Raw genomic sequence first — 13,998 nt, forward strand, 5'->3', positions numbered from 1 at the left:
GGCAATCGTTCTCGTTCATGGCTGGCATCGCAAGCATGTATTGGACTCATGGCTGTCCGTGCCGAGACTTCATCACATGCATTCCTTGACCGAGCGAACACCGGGTCGGCTGCGGACCTCGCACCCACGGCAGGCCGCAACCGTCGCTCTGACCGCACTCGCTCCCGCGTCCTGGGGCACCACGTACGCCGTGACCACGCAGCTGCTGCCGCCCGGGCATCCGCTGTTCGCCGGGCTGATGCGCGCCCTGCCCGCCGGGCTGCTCGCGCTGGCGATCACGCGGGTGCTCCCGCGCGGGGACTGGTGGTGGAAGGCCGTCGTCCTCGGCGTGCTCAACATCGGCGGGATGCCCCTGCTGTTCCTGGCGGCCGAACGACTCCCCGGCGGTGTCGCCGCCACCCTCGGCGCCGCCCAGCCGCTGCTGGTCGCCGGGTTGGCGACCGCGCTGCTCCGCGACCGCCCGACGGCCTGGCGACTGGCCTGGGGCGTCATCGGCGTGGTCGGCGTCGGACTCGTCGTGCTCGGTCCGCAGGCCCGGCTGGACGCCGTCGGGGTGCTCGCCGGCCTCGGCCATACGGCGACCATGGCCGGCGGGGTCGTCCTCACCAAGCGGTGGGGCCGTCCGACGGGGGTCGGCCCTCTCACCCTGGCCGGCTGGCAACTGACGGTCGGCGGCCTGCTGTTGCTCCCGCTCACACTCGCGGTCGAGGGGGCGCCGCAGGGGATCGACGCCGCAGCGGTCGGCGGCTACCTGTGGCTCGGCAGCATGGGCGGGCTGATCGCGTACACGCTGTGGTTCCGCGGGATCGGACGGCTGCCGGTCGGTGCGACCGCACCGCTGGTGCTGCTGTCTCCGCTGGTCGCGACCGTCATCGGCCTCGCGCTCGGCGAGTCACTGAGCCTCCTGCAGACCCTCGGCTTCGCCCTCGCCCTGGCCGCCTTGCTCGCCGCACAGCTCAATGCACCGAAGGGACACATCCGATGAGGACGGCTTCGATGAAGACAGCTTCGACGAGGACAGGGTCGACGAAGACAGATGCGATGAGGCCAGCCATGACGATCGCCGTGGTCGGCGCCACCGGGATGGTCGGCAGCCGGGTGATCGCCGAGGCCCGGGCACGCGGACACCGGGTGCTCGCCCTGTCCCGGAAGCCGGCGAGCGAGGACCCGCACGTGACGCCGGTCGCGGTCGATGCGAACGACCCGCACGCCGTACGCGGGGCACTCGCAGGCTCCGCCTCGAACAGCACCGCGGATGCCGTCGTGCTGGCCGTGCGGAGCTTTCCGGTGGACCAGGAGTTCCTGGTCGACGCCACCCGTACGGTGCTGGACATCGCCGCGGAGCTGGGCCTTCGTGTCCTGGTGGTCGGCGGCGCCGGCGCCTTGCGCAGCCCGGGCGACGACGGCCTCCTGGTCGCCGACAATCCCGCGTACGTACCCGCCGAATGGAAGGCCGTCGCCGCTGCCGGAACAGCCCAGCTGCGGACCTGCCGGGCCCATGCCGATGCCGACTGGGTCTACCTGAGCCCACCCGCCCTGCTCGCACCCGGTGAACGAACCGGCCGCTACCGCCGCGGCACCGACACCTTGCTCACCGGGGCCGACGGGCGCTCGTGGATCAGCGCCGAGGACCTGGCCGTCGCCGTGGTCGACGAACTCGACACCCCCGGCCCCGAACGCCACATCACGGTCGTCCACCGCGACGTACACCCGGCGGTGTGAGCGCGTCCAGGCCGGGGAGGCGGTGGGCCTCCCCGGCGAGGACGGTGCGTTCGACCAGCCGGTCAGGCCTTGGCGCCCCGCTGTTTCCGCCGGGACAGCCGGCGGGTGCTCAAGACGCCTTCCCGCCGCTGCAGGCCGCGCCCGGCTCAGGTGTCTGCGGGCCCTGCACGTACTTGTCGAAGAACTCGTTCACGCGCTTGTCGGACGCCGACGTCACGTTCAGCTGGTGCCCCCAGGCGGACAGCGTGATCGGCGACGACTCGCTCTTGTACGGGCTCATCAAGGTGTACGGCGTCTTGGCCACCTTCGCCGCGAGCGTCTTCACGTCGGCCTGTGGGGCCTTGTCGTTGTAGGTGACCCACACGGCGCCGTGCTCCAGGGAGTGCACGGCGTTCTCGTTCTGGAGCTCGTGGGTGTAGACGTTGCCGTTGCAGTCCTGCCACACCGGGGCGTGGTTGCCGCCGACGGGCGGGGTCATCGGGTAGCCGACCTTGGTGGAGACGTGGGTGCGGCTCAGCTTCGACCAGGTCCTCTCCCCGGTGACGGGGGCGGTCTTGGCCTGCTCCTTCTCGTTGGCCCGGTCGACGAGGTACCAGCCCCCGCCGACCAGCCCGGCGAGGATCGCGGTGGACGCGACGACGGTGATGATGCGGTTGCGGCGCTCGCGGGCGCGTTCGGCGCGGCGCTGTTCCTCTATGCGGGCGCGGCGGGCGGCGGCCCTGTCCTTGCCCGAGGGCTTGTTCGGGTTCTTGCCCTTGTTGGGGTTCGGTGTCCTGGAATCGGCGGAAGCCATGGCGAAGTGCCTTTCGTGCAGCGGAAAGTGACGGATGCCGGTGAATCTGTGGGGAAGGGCGTCCGTCTAGGTCCGCAGCACCTGGAGCACGTGAAGGTCCGGCGCACGCGGGGCCGCGGGGTGCGCCGTGACGGCCGTCGCAACGGTGGTCGGCCGGGCGTCCACGCGGGCGGGCAGCGCCTGCGGGAACGGGTGGGGCTCGGGGCCGGTCGCCGGTGAGTACGCCGACGTCTTCGCCCCGCACTGGTCGTGACCGGGTACGGCGCACACGCGGTCGCGGGAGTCGCCGGACGAGCCGTGGTGGACGGCCGGTGCGCCGGTGACGGGCTGCATCACAGCGGATTGCTGCATCACGGCGACGGGCTGCATCACGGGGCCGTGCGCGCAGAGGCAGGCCGCGCCGAGCACCGTGGCCAGGACCACCATCAGGCCCAGCACCACGGACGCAGTCCGCCACCGTATGCGCATCGTCAGTCGCCGTTCTCCGTAGCCTCTGCAGCTTCCGCGGCCTCCGGACAGGTGAAGGAGCGGCGGATGAGGTGATCCGGTCCCACCAGTGTCTCGCGTGTGATGCGATCGTGGTCGTCCAGGGTCACCCCGCGGGGGAGAGGCGACGGCGGAGGTCCGCCGCGAGCCGCTCAGGCAGTCCTGATCAACGGGCGTGCCCAGCACTCGGGCGGGAAAATGGGTTCGTCCCGGCCACTGTCGGCGGGAGGAGCGGACATGGAGATCAGGCCGCAGGCGGTCGTCCTCCCCAAAGAGACGGATCATCTCGAACAGGGGAAGTACGGGCCCATATTCCCCAGGACTCCGGCTTGTTACGGCTTCACCATCGTCGCGCGGGTCAAGCCCGGCCACGCCGACGCGATGCGCCAGTACGGCTACGCACTGGCCGAGGCGCTGGAACAGGATCCGTACCTTCTCGCGCCGTTGAAGCTGCACTATCTGCGCTGGGTCCTCTTCGACGACGACACGCGCTTCATGTACCAGGGGATCTTCGACACCGACTTCGACAAGTACACCGAGGACGCCGTCGCGCTGTTCTCGAAGGCGGGCGTGAGTACGGCGTTCGAGCATCTGGAGGGGTTCCCGGAGGACTGGCGGACCAATCCGGAGGCGTTCGTCAGGTTCGTTCGCGAACACCACTGTCCGAGCTTCATCGAGTACGGAGAGTATCCGTATGTGACGGCGGACGAGATCAAGAAGGCTCTGCGGATCAAGGGCGCTCTGTCGGAGATGCTCGACCAGATGCAGTGAGGGCTGGGCCATGAGTGAGGCCAGAACAGCGCGGACCTACAACCAGCGGCACATCCCCCGGAAGTACACCCCTGCCGGGCATCGCGTGAGCATCTACGTCTCGTGGAGCTACCCGGCTGAAGCAGGCCGGAACGCGGCCGAGCTGGACAACCGGTTCTCCACCATGACCGAGGTGCGGCGGGTGGCGTGGCCGGCCTACGAGGACCCGAAATGGTCGGACCCGTATCGGTTCCAGCAGGGCATCGCGGGATCGCTGGAGCTGTTCTTCTGGGCCTGGGTGCCGTTCCAGGACTTCGTCGGAGAGGTCACCGGGCATCCCGTCCCGGTCTATCAGCGCATCGACCAGGCCGGTTTCCACACCCCGCTCGACGAGCGGGTGCTCGACGACACGGACGTCCTGTTCGTCTTCGGACTGGACCACATGGTCACAGGTCAGGAGGCCGAGCCCGGCGAGATCGAGGCCCTGCGGGCTTTCCTCGCGCGGGAGGACGCCTGCCTCGTCCTGGGGCCCCATCACGACGTCGGTGCGTCGGACGACCTGTCCGTGCGGGAGGTGGAGTACCGCCACCACGGCGATCCCCTGGTGCCTCGCCAGCAGCGGTTCGCCACCTACGTCAGGGACGTGATGAAGGGCCTGGGCGTGCCGGTCGTCAACCAGTACGGGCTGCGCCCCGCCACCGGTGAGGGCAACCGGATCGCCCCTTTGTCGACCATCAGGGATCTGGACGAAAAGGGATGGCTGAACGGGGTCACGAACTTCAACTTCCACATGCACCTGCCGCACTACGCGGTGACGACCGAGGAGCCGAAGGCCATCCATGTGCTGGCCCGGCAGCCGATCGACACGTCCCGGCCCCATCCGTTCACCGAGGACGGGAACACCGAGTTCAACATGTTCCTGTGGATGCCCCCTGGCGACGACCGCGCGGCAGACGTGCTGCTGGCCGATTCGACGATCTTCAGCACGCTCTTCGGCGCCGACGACAGCCTGCGGAATTTCTGGCGCAACCTCGTTACGTAGCGATGCCGGAGGGAGGCCGACGTTGAGCGCACCCACGGACGTCACACTGGAACTCGACGACATTCAGCGCGGGGTCCTCAGCCCGCGGCCGACCCCGTACGCGGCGACGTACCTGGTCTTCCGCATCGACGACCGCTCCCAGGGCCGGGAGTTGATGCGGCGGGCGAGCGCGGCGGCGACCTCCGCCGCCGACGCGGCCAGCCCCCTCGGGGACACCTGGGTCAGTGTCGCCGTCACGTACTGGGGCCTGGAGGCCCTGGGAGTGCCGCGCGCATCGCTGGAGACGTTCGCGTGGGAGTTCCGGCAGGGAATGGCCGCCCGCGCACGAGCGCTGTGCGACGAGGGAGCGAGCAGCCCACAGCACTGGGAAGCGCCGCTCGGTACGCGCGACGTCCATGTGGTGATCACGGCGGTCGCACCCGATCCCCCGCGCCTGGAGGCGGCCATCGACCGCGCCCGGCCCGCCTACGACCGCCTCCCCGGCGTGACGGCGATCTGGCGGCAGGACTGCCACGCACTGCCCACCGGGAAGGAGCACTTCGGCTACCTCGACGGCGTCAGCCATCCGGCGGTCGAAGGCAGCGGCATTCCGGGATCGAACGAGCTGGAAGTGCCGTTGAAGGGCGGGGAGTTCATCCTCGGTTACCCGGACGAGATCGGCGGTGTCCAGGCGCCACTGCCGACCGTGCTGGGACGCAACGGCAGTTACGCGGTCTTCCGTAAACTCCACCAGGACGTCGCCGCGTTCAGGCGCTATCTGAGGGACAACTCCACCGGGGCCCAGGACGAGGAGCTGATCGCGGCGAAGATCATGGGCCGCTGGCGCAGTGGAGCGCCCCTGGCTCTCTCCCCGCAGCACGACGACCCGGCCCTGGGAGCCGACCCCCACCGCCGCAACACCTTCGTCTACGAGCAGGACGACCCGACGGGCTTCACCACCCCCGGCGGCTGTCACATCCGCAGGGCCAACCCGCGCGACGCCTCGGTGGCCGGTGAGGTGCGGTTGCACCGCATGATCCGGCGCGGCGCGGTCTACGGCCCGCCGCTGCCCGAAGGCGTCCTGGAGGACGACGGAGCGGACCGGGGTCTGATGTTCGCGTTCATCGGTGCCCATCTGGGCCGGCAGTTCGAGTTCGTCCAGTCGGAGTGGATGAACGACGGCGTCTTCTTCGGATCCGGCAACACGAAGGACCCCGTCGTCGGATCCGCGGACGGGCAGACCGGCTACACCATTCCCCGACGGCCTTTGCGGCGCCGCCTCGCCCCGCTGCCCCGGTTCGTCGTCACCCGGGGAGGCGAGTACTGCTTCCTGCCGAGCCTGAGCGCCCTGCGCTGGCTCGGCGACCTTCGCGACTGAACGGGCGGGGCAAGCGCCATGGACACCTTGCATCTCGTCCTCAACGCGGTCACCGTCATCTTCATCGCGGCCACCATGTTCGCCGCCGGCCTGAGAGCCACCGTCCCGGCACTGCGCGGCGTCTTCGCCGACGTCCCCCTGCTGGTGCTGGCGCTGATCGCCAACCTGGTGGTCATCCCGCTGCTCGGCTGGGGCATCGGCGCGCTGCTCAGTCTCCCCTCGGCCTCCTTCATCGCCCTCGTCCTGATCGCCTCGTCCCCGGGCGGCCCCTTCGGGGCGAAACTGGCGACGGTGCAGCAGGGTGACGTCGTCGCGGGCGCGGCGATGCAGGTACTGCTCGCCTCCATCGGCAGCCTCACCTTCGCCCCCACCGCCGGCGCCCTCCTCACCGCCGCCGACATCGGCACCAAAGTCTCCCTCGACGTCGGCGCGCTGGTGCGGACGGTGGCGCTCCTGCAACTCGTCCCCTTCGCCGTCGGCCTGCTCCTGCGCCGCTACGCCGAACCCACCGCACAGTCCTGGCACCCCCCGGCAGCCGCGGTCTCCAACATCACGTTCCTGATCGTGCTGGCAGGCATGCTGCTCGGCAGCTGGCACGATGTCGTCGGCCTCTTCGGCTCACTCGCCCTGCTCGCCGGCTTCCTGCTCGCCGTCTTCGCCTTCGCCGTGGGAACACTGCTGGCCACCGGCCCGATGCCACGCCGCACCACCATGGGAGGCGTCGCCTCGGTACGCAACGCCGGCCCCGCCCTGGCCGCCATCGGCCTCGCCTTCGCCGACCAGCCCGCCGTCCTGGGCGCACTCGCCGCGATCCTCCTCAGCGGCCTGGCGGCGGCCCTCCCGATCGCCACGCTTGTCCGCCCGAGAAAGGCGCCATGACAAGGGCGGAACCCGAAAGCCCCGCCCGCACCCCACGAAACCCCAGCTCAGGGCCAAACCAAGCAATACGGCTGATGCCCCGCCTCATGAAACCGATGCGAAAATCCTGCCACTCATGCAGCGATTGGGGGTGGCGGGGCGCTGACCTGGGGTTTTTCAGTGAAACGCATGTGCCCTGGATGTGCCCTGGAACGCCCCTGGTGGGTTGTGTCCCGGAGTGGCCGAGCCGACCCAACTGCGTGGCCGAGGTCGCCTGCGCTGCCGAAGCGCCCCATTTACGACACCCGCTTTAGGAGTTTTCCCTGGGCGGGGCTGTGACCTGCGGAAACGCCAGCCTCGTAGGGCCTGGCCTGGGAAAACACCGCTCCGTAGTTCTCATGTGTTCACGGGGTTTCCCGGCCTCATGTGTGCTGGATCCGTTCCGGCGGTGGTCTGCCTGAAAGTCGACCGGGTCGGCCATGATGCCCGCGTCACTCAGCGCCCGTGCGGCCCGTCAGGTGATGGACGACCGTTTCGCAGATTTCCGTGAGGCACTCCAGCTGCTCGCTAGTGAGCGCCTCGACGAAGTGGCGCCGGACGTTGGCCACATGAACCGGGGCCGCGCGGCGGATCGCCTCGAGCCCCTGAGGCGTGAGCACGGCGAGAGCACCTCGGGCGTCTGTCGGACACTCCTCGCGGCGCACGAGACCGCGCTGCTCCATGCGGCGAACCTGGTGGGAGAGCCGGCTCTTCTCCCACCACGCCTGCGCGGCGAGGTCCTGCATCCGAAGCTTGTGGTCCTTCGCCTCGGACAGCGGGACGAGGATCCGGTAGTCGGCCATGGACAGCTCGCCCGCCTGCCGGAGACCACGGTTCACCTGCGTCTCGACCAGTTGGCTCACGGCGACGAAGCCGCGCCACGCGCGCTCCTCCTGATCATCCAGCCATGGGGTTTCCGTCACTGGTCGAGCCTAACTCCCGGTTGATTGACACATCAACCTTAGCGTCCGGAGTGGGGCCCTTGGCGGTGGTGGCCGGTCGCCGCCGACCACCACCGCACCTCCTGGCCTGTGTACCGCAGCGCCCGCTGTCAGGACGCGCCCACGTTGCTGTCCACCCGAAGGCTCTGGATCAGGGTCCAGCAGTTGCTCTCGGTGAAGGTCTCCGAACCGCCGAGGGTGCGGGCCCACTTGCTGTTCGTGGCCTTGGCGCACTGCCCGGCAGCCTCGTCCAGGTATGTGGCGTACAGCTTCCACGGATCCTTCGTGCCGACGCGCCTGGCGACGGCGGCGAAGTCGACGGTCTTCAGCGCGTTGGCCGCGTTGGCCCGCACGTCTTGGATGCACTGGCGTGAGACCTGGACGTCCTGCCGTGTGCCGTAGCGCGTCACGTGTCCGCCGACGATGTACTTGAGGGGGTAGGTGAGGATCTTGTCGTAGGCGTCGTAGACCCCTGGTACGTCCTCGGCGATGGCCATGTTGGCGAACGGCACCCAGCCCGGGGCGAGCAGGTCGACGGCCATCAGGACCTTCTGGCGGGGAGCCCAGATGAAGATGTTGCCCGGCTGGTGGTTGGTGCCGAAGTACCTGAGCTCCACCGTCTGGTTGCCGGCCTTCAGGACGTACCGGTCGCGGAAGGTGATCTCCGGCAGTGGCCGCTTGGGATCGTGCGCTCGCTTGAGCAGACGGGCTGTCTCCTCGTGTGCGATGACCGTGGCGTCCTTGGGGTATCGGTGGGCCTCTCCGATGTGGTCTCCGTGGGCGTGGCTGTAGATCACCCAGCGGATGGGCTCGGAGGTCACCGATTTGATGGCCTGGAGCATCGGGCCGGCGAGCCCGGGCGGTGCGTCGACCACGATGACGCCCTTGCCCGTGGTGAGGAACTCGGTGTCGTAGGCCCCATTGGACACCCAGTACAGGCCGTCCCCGAGCTTCTTCATGGCGTAGCCCTTGGCCGGGTCCACGGCGGGGCCCTTGGCGCCGGGCGGGATGTCTCCGTCCTCGGCGGCCTGGGCGGCAGCCGCGAGGGCTGCGTCCTCGTCGCCACCCGGCGGCCGGGGCTGGGACGCGGTCCGAGCCGGGTGATCGGTATCAGTGGAGACGGTGGGAGCGCTGGTCGGGGAGACCAGCGCGGGGATGGCCGCCAGCGTGCCCAGCACAGCGCCCCGACGGTACCGGCGAACGGAAGGCATGACAGCCCCCTTGTGCCTGAGGATGACGAAAGTACCCCCTGGGATCCGAGGGCCGGATGGGAAGCGGTCCACGGACCGTGAACGGGCTCCGAGCGAAGCGTGCGGCCTGCCGGTCTTGCGGTGACGCGCCAACCAGCCCCTGGCTCGGCAGCTGCGGTGGATGAGTCAACTGCCTCCGGCGGGCCGTTGAAGCCCGTTGCGTACGGTTGCCGTACTTGAGCTGCGCCCGCAGAAGTACCGATGGCTGAGAGTCCCCTGCCGCAAGCCCTGGTGCAGAACCACCCCGAGCTGGGGCGCTTCGAGATGTGTGGGGCCGGAGCCGGCCGGTCGCGAGTTCGGGGGTCGCGGGCTGGGGAGCGCGGACTGCATCCACCGGCATCCACGGTACGTGGAGCTCGTGGATCCCGCTCGCCGTCGGGGTTCACCGGCTGACCGGGAGGCCGGCGAGGGGACGTCATAACAGACTTCCCAGACACCACCCCACCTCCGGACCGCCCGGCAAGGCGTACCGGGGCAAGGGCGTTGACGGCCGCGGCTGGCCAAGGGGGACGGGGAGCTGACGGAGACTCGCGCCGCCCTGTGCCGCTGCGGGGGAAGCGGCAACCTGCCCTTCTGCGACCGCAGCGGCTCCTGTTTCGGCAACGAGGGCCAGGAGGCGTCAGGGGCGGACACCGAACGGTCCGAGAACCCCGTAGTCGATCCGTAGCGACTCGAACAGCGCGAAGGCGTTGTCGAAGGTGAATACGTCGACGCCCCCCAGGCGGTCCTTCCAGTCGGCGATGACGCGTTCGCCCGCCGTTCGGCTGACCTCGTCGAGGTAGGTCTTGAAGATCGCCCACGGGTTGTCCGGGTACCGGGCGAACATCGGTGTCGGGTCCACGGCGGCGATTGCATCGCGCGTACTGCGCTCCAGGTCGCGCATGTAGTCGAGCTGGGTCTCGACGTCCTGACGGGTGCCCAGCCGGTTCAGGTGTCCCCCGATGTAGGTCTCGAAGGGGAAGGCCAGGGCCTGCTTGTGCGCCTCGATCCAGCCCGGGATGTCACTGGACATGGCGAGGTTCTTGAACGGGACCCAGCCTGGGAACACGACGTCGACCAGCATCAGGACGCGTTGCCGGGGCGCGTAAATGAACAGGTTGTCCGGACTGTGGTTCGGTCCCTTGTAGCGCAGTTGCAGCACCTGGTCGCCGACCTCCAGCCGGTACGAGTCCGACACGAACCGCGTCGGCATCGGCCGGTTGGAGTCCTCCACCTCGCCCAGCAGATGACGGGTGCTCTCATGGGCGATGCGCACGGCTTTGCTCGGGTAGAGGCCGGCCGCCCCGATGTGGTCCGCGTGGTGGTGCGAGTAGACCACGTGCGTGATCGTCTCCGGCGTGACCTCGGCGATGGCGCGGAGGATGTTGTGGCCAAGGGTGGGTGGGGCGTCCACGACGATCACCCCCTCGCCGCTGACGAGGAACATCATCTGGTACGTGCCGTCGGTGAGCCAGTACAGGCGGTCCCGGATCTCGCGCACCAGATAGCCCTTGGCGGGGATCTGCGGGCCTTGGGCAGCGGCAGGGATCGGCGCGTACCCGGTGTCGGCCGCGGCGGCGGTGCTCGGCCGCCAGAGCGGCTCCAGGAGCGCGGCGCCGGCTGGGATGGAGGCCGCGAGCGCTGAGTACCGCAGGAGGCTCCTGCGACTGGGCATGGCGCTGGACGGCGTGGATGGGTGTGGAGCATGTGAGTCGGGCATGGCGGCCTCTCCGCGTGAATAGTTGAAGCATCAACCAATAGCGGAATCATACGAGGGGGAAAGTTGATATGTCAACCACTGTGGCAGGACTGCTGGCGGACACCCTTGAGAGGTCGTTTTCTGCACTTCCTCGCTTTCGCCGGCATGGCCGCGACCCTGATCGGCTACCGGCGACTCGCCAAATGAAGCGACGTCGCAGGTTCAAGCTGCCCTGGTAGCCGCGCTCTCGGGTCTCATGGAGGAGCTGAAGGAGGCTGTGCCAAATGTGCCATGGGTCACTGACCTGCAGCGCTTTCGGCAGGGCCCTGCATACGGCTTCCGCGTAGCCGGCGGCGCTGTCCCGGCAGGCGATCTCGACGCCCCCATGTAGCGCGAAGTCGTCGACGACCAGCACCCGTGGCGTCGTTGCTGTCGGGTAGCAGACGCCGCAGGGCCGTTACTGAGATCTGCGTTTCCGCGTGACGGTTCGCACTGTCCGGCCTGGTGTCACGGCACCTGGCTGAGTTCGAGGAGATGGCCGTCCGGGTCGCGGAAGAAGCAGCGGATCTCGGCACCGGAGTTCACGGGTGGAGTCAGGAAGACCGCCCCGCGCCGCCGCAGCTCGTTGTACGCGGCTTCGCAGTCCCGGACGCGGAAGGTCATCTCATGGCTGACCCGGTCGGCATCGTCCGGCGGGGCGAACACGACCGTCGGTTTGTCGGGCGTGGGGCCGCCGCCCGTGACAAGGAGCAGCCACGTGCCGAACAGGCGCAGGACGGCGCTGGTGCCTGCGTACTCCCGTGTCACTTCGGCGCCGACCACGTCCCGGTAGAAGTCGCGGGCGGCGGCCAGGTCGCGGACCACCAGCAGATGTGTCAGTTCGGCACCGGTCTGGAACTCGTTGTCACTCATGGCGTTGTCCTCGCTGTCAGGGCGAAGGGCCTCCTGCCGGCGTGCGCCCGGGAAGGCGGCCAGGCTATTCCTCGGCGCGCTGGGTGACCGGAGCACTGGTCTGGTCGCCGAGGAACTCGTACCAGCAGCGTTGCAGCGCGGGGTAGCGTGTGTCGGCCTCGGTGAGACTGAGAAATGCCTTCACGGTGGCCGCGAGCCGCTCCTGCAGTCCGGCGTCGTTCAGGTCGCCGCTGCTGCCGAACGCCTGGTGGGCCTTTGCCAGGCTGAACATGTCCGGGTAGACGCGGGCCCCGAGATGCTCCAGCGGTACGCGGAGCGCCCACAGTCCCCGGTTTCCTCCCACCATTGAGGGAGAAGCCGAGACCAGAAGGGCGTGCTTGTCCTTGAACGGCTGCGGCCGAAAGCGCGACAGCCAGTCGATCGCGTTCTTCACCACGCCCGGGATGGATGCGTTGTACTCCGGCGAGGCGAGTACGAACGCCTGCGCAGCCTGAAGCCGATCCCGCAGTGCGACGGAGTTCTGTGGCGGACCCTGGGCGGTCTCGACGTCCCCGTCGTACGACGGCGTGTCGAAGTCCCGCAAGTCGGCAAGATCGGCGGCGGCACCGTTCTCGTTCACCAGCCTGGCGGTCAGCCTGGCCAGCTGTCCGTTGAACGATCCCTTCCGGTAGGACCCGGACAGCACCAGCACGCGCAGCGGCTCACCGTGGCCGTCGCCCGGAACTGGCTGGACGACATTCCGCAGTGAGCCCACCGTACGGGCGGAGGCCGGAATGGCTGGGTTCGCGCTCACATGCGCCACCTTGCCACGCGACTGCCCACCCCGCCGCCGACGCTGGTCCGAACGCGGGCGCACAGGCACGCCAGCCCGGCCCCGCCGGCTACCTGGCTTCGGCTTGTCAGGGTGGCGTTGAGGCGCCCGGCGTGGGCTGGTTCGGCGAGGATGCCTGCGCCGTGCTGGACGACACCGAGGTCTCGCATGCGCTGGCTGGGCCGTCCGTCAGCCACCTGGACTCCCTTGGGTGTGAGGAGGCAGTGCCCCAGGCTCCCTTACCTGAAGGCGAGTTCCCGGAACGCGTTGCGGACGTCGGTCAGAGGGCCGCGGTCGCGGGTGTAGTAGAGCTTGTTGGTCAGGAGCACTGCCCACCGAGCTTGAGCAGGCGCGATCCACATGCCCGTGCCGGTGAACCCGTAGTGGACCCACACGTCCTGCTCGGCGGTGGTACCAACGGCCGGATGCCAGAAGAGCCCACGGGCTGGCTGTAGCCGGCCCGATTGGATGGTCAGGGAGCACGTGGTCCACTCGGTCCCGAAGCCGGGGGTGGTCCGGGAGCTGGAGCTGTCGAGCATGTAGCGGAGAAGGGCGACGAGGTCGTCAAGGACCGTGAAGACACCGGCGATGCCGCAGACGCCGCCCAGGAGGCGGGCCGAGAAGTCGTGGGCGATGCCCTTTAGGTGAGTGTCGGTGTCCTGGTCGAGTTCGGTGGGGGCGCAGCGGTTTGCGATCTCGTCGGGCAGGGGGCCGAAGCGTGTGGAGTGCATGCCCAGTGGGTGCCAGGTGCGTTCCGTTGCGAGCTGGTCGAGTCGCTTGCCGGAGAGGTGTTCGGCGAGGTAGCCGAGGATGAGGGCGGCCCGGTCGGTGTACTCGACTGCTTCGCCGGGTGGCCGGTGGAGCTGCTCATGCAGTACGCCGCGGCGGATGTCGTCGGGGTTGGCGCCGTAGAGGTTCTTCAGCTGGGCTCGCAGTGGGACGCCGGCCGTGTGGGTCAGCAACTGTCGGGCGGTCACGGCGCCGAGCGGATGGCCGGTGACCTCGGGCCAGAAGGTGCCGAGCGGCTGGTCGAGGTCGAGGGCGCCGTCCTCCCACAGGGCGCCGACGGATGACCACACGGCGAGGATCTTGGTGAGGCTGGCGGCGTCGAAGACGGTGTCCGCGCGCATCGGCACGTCCGGCTCGTCGGGATCGAGGACGCCGGTGGTGCCTTGGGCGTGGATGCCGGTGGCGTCGCCGACGGCCCACACGGCGCCCGGGTACACCTTGTCGCGAACTCCCTCGTCGAGCAGGGCTTCGATGCGGTCGCGGTCGTACGTCATGGTCTCCCTCTTCGCCGGGGGTATCCCGTCGGTCAGCGTAGTGACGTTCGCGGAGCGGTTCGGGTAGTGACGTGTC

General features: G+C 69.1%; 16 protein-coding genes. 7 read left to right on the top strand and 9 right to left on the bottom strand.

The genetic code is table 11. The annotated features are described in order from the left end of the window. Window positions 1-76 precede the first annotated feature (76 nt). Together ACZ5DS_RS35295 and ACZ5DS_RS35300 are read left to right on the top strand one after the other, a co-directional pair. Entirely contained in the window at window positions 77-985 is a 909-nt protein-coding gene (locus ACZ5DS_RS35295; RefSeq protein ID WP_468246780.1) for an EamA family transporter, read from the top strand. A gap of 68 nt (window positions 986-1,053) precedes the next feature. Next, window positions 1,054-1,722: an NAD(P)-dependent oxidoreductase gene (locus ACZ5DS_RS35300; RefSeq protein WP_468246783.1), complete on the top strand. Its 669-nt coding sequence runs from the start codon at window positions 1,054-1,056 to the stop codon at window positions 1,720-1,722. Between the two features lie 109 nt (window positions 1,723-1,831). Here the strand turns inward: ACZ5DS_RS35300 and ACZ5DS_RS35305 are convergent, their stop codons facing one another. Further along, window positions 1,832-2,515, bottom strand: coding sequence for a DUF3105 domain-containing protein (locus ACZ5DS_RS35305; protein WP_468246786.1), 684 nt, complete (start codon window positions 2,513-2,515; stop codon window positions 1,832-1,834). Between the two features lie 66 nt (window positions 2,516-2,581). Beyond that, window positions 2,582-2,983, bottom strand: a complete 402-nt coding sequence (locus ACZ5DS_RS35310) for a hypothetical protein (protein WP_468246789.1) — start codon at window positions 2,981-2,983, stop codon at window positions 2,582-2,584. A gap of 255 nt (window positions 2,984-3,238) precedes the next feature. Here ACZ5DS_RS35310 and ACZ5DS_RS35315 point away from each other — a divergent pair, with 255 nt between their 5' ends. The 4 genes from ACZ5DS_RS35315 to ACZ5DS_RS35330 are packed head-to-tail and all read left to right on the top strand — an operon-like array spanning window position 3,239 to window position 7,029. Next, on the top strand, window positions 3,239-3,772 hold the full coding sequence (locus ACZ5DS_RS35315; protein ID WP_468246792.1) for a hypothetical protein: 534 nt from the start codon (window positions 3,239-3,241) through the stop codon (window positions 3,770-3,772). 10 nt (window positions 3,773-3,782) lie between these two features. Further along, window positions 3,783-4,793, top strand: a complete 1,011-nt coding sequence (locus ACZ5DS_RS35320) for a hypothetical protein (protein WP_468246794.1) — start codon at window positions 3,783-3,785, stop codon at window positions 4,791-4,793. A gap of 22 nt (window positions 4,794-4,815) precedes the next feature. Then, window positions 4,816-6,150 carry a Dyp-type peroxidase gene (locus ACZ5DS_RS35325; protein WP_468246797.1) on the top strand — a complete coding sequence of 445 codons (1,335 nt, stop codon included), beginning with the start codon at window positions 4,816-4,818 and terminating at the stop codon, window positions 6,148-6,150. Window positions 6,151-6,168: 18 nt separating this feature from the next. Next, window positions 6,169-7,029, top strand: a complete 861-nt coding sequence (locus ACZ5DS_RS35330) for a bile acid:sodium symporter family protein (protein WP_468246799.1) — start codon at window positions 6,169-6,171, stop codon at window positions 7,027-7,029. Window positions 7,030-7,499: 470 nt separating this feature from the next. Here the strand turns inward: ACZ5DS_RS35330 and ACZ5DS_RS35335 are convergent, their stop codons facing one another. Beyond that, complete coding sequence (locus ACZ5DS_RS35335) at window positions 7,500-7,970, bottom strand: MarR family winged helix-turn-helix transcriptional regulator (RefSeq protein WP_468246802.1); 471 nt, start codon at window positions 7,968-7,970, stop codon at window positions 7,500-7,502. 128 nt (window positions 7,971-8,098) lie between these two features. Further along, window positions 8,099-9,199, bottom strand: coding sequence for an MBL fold metallo-hydrolase (locus tag ACZ5DS_RS35340; RefSeq protein ID WP_468246804.1), 1,101 nt, complete (start codon window positions 9,197-9,199; stop codon window positions 8,099-8,101). Between the two features lie 535 nt (window positions 9,200-9,734). On the opposite strand from ACZ5DS_RS35340, the gene ACZ5DS_RS35345 reads away from it, so the two are divergent. After that, a complete protein-coding gene (locus ACZ5DS_RS35345; protein WP_468247161.1) occupies window positions 9,735-9,905 on the top strand; it encodes a CDGSH iron-sulfur domain-containing protein in 171 nt (56 codons plus the stop codon). Here the strand turns inward: ACZ5DS_RS35345 and ACZ5DS_RS35350 are convergent. The 5 genes from ACZ5DS_RS35350 to ACZ5DS_RS35370 form a co-directional block, all read right to left on the bottom strand. Continuing rightward, a complete protein-coding gene (locus tag ACZ5DS_RS35350; RefSeq protein ID WP_468246806.1) occupies window positions 9,858-10,892 on the bottom strand; it encodes an MBL fold metallo-hydrolase in 1,035 nt (344 codons plus the stop codon). The two genes, ACZ5DS_RS35345 and ACZ5DS_RS35350, sit on opposite strands and share 48 nt — an antisense overlap. Before the next feature lie 91 nt (window positions 10,893-10,983). Continuing rightward, on the bottom strand, window positions 10,984-11,331 hold the full coding sequence (locus tag ACZ5DS_RS35355; protein ID WP_468246809.1) for a transposase: 348 nt from the start codon (window positions 11,329-11,331) through the stop codon (window positions 10,984-10,986). A gap of 92 nt (window positions 11,332-11,423) precedes the next feature. Further along, window positions 11,424-11,828, bottom strand: coding sequence for a VOC family protein (locus ACZ5DS_RS35360; protein ID WP_468246812.1), 405 nt, complete (start codon window positions 11,826-11,828; stop codon window positions 11,424-11,426). A 64-nt stretch (window positions 11,829-11,892) separates the two neighbouring features. Next, complete coding sequence (locus ACZ5DS_RS35365; RefSeq protein WP_468246815.1) at window positions 11,893-12,621, bottom strand: NADPH-dependent FMN reductase; 729 nt, start codon at window positions 12,619-12,621, stop codon at window positions 11,893-11,895. Between the two features lie 257 nt (window positions 12,622-12,878). Next, the gene (locus ACZ5DS_RS35370; RefSeq protein ID WP_468246818.1) at window positions 12,879-13,922 is read right to left on the bottom strand and encodes a serine hydrolase domain-containing protein; all 1,044 of its coding nucleotides are present in this window, start codon (window positions 13,920-13,922) and stop codon (window positions 12,879-12,881) included. Between the last annotated feature and the right edge of the window lie 76 nt (window positions 13,923-13,998).

Source organism: Streptomyces sp. NPDC031100 (assembly GCF_055570785.1).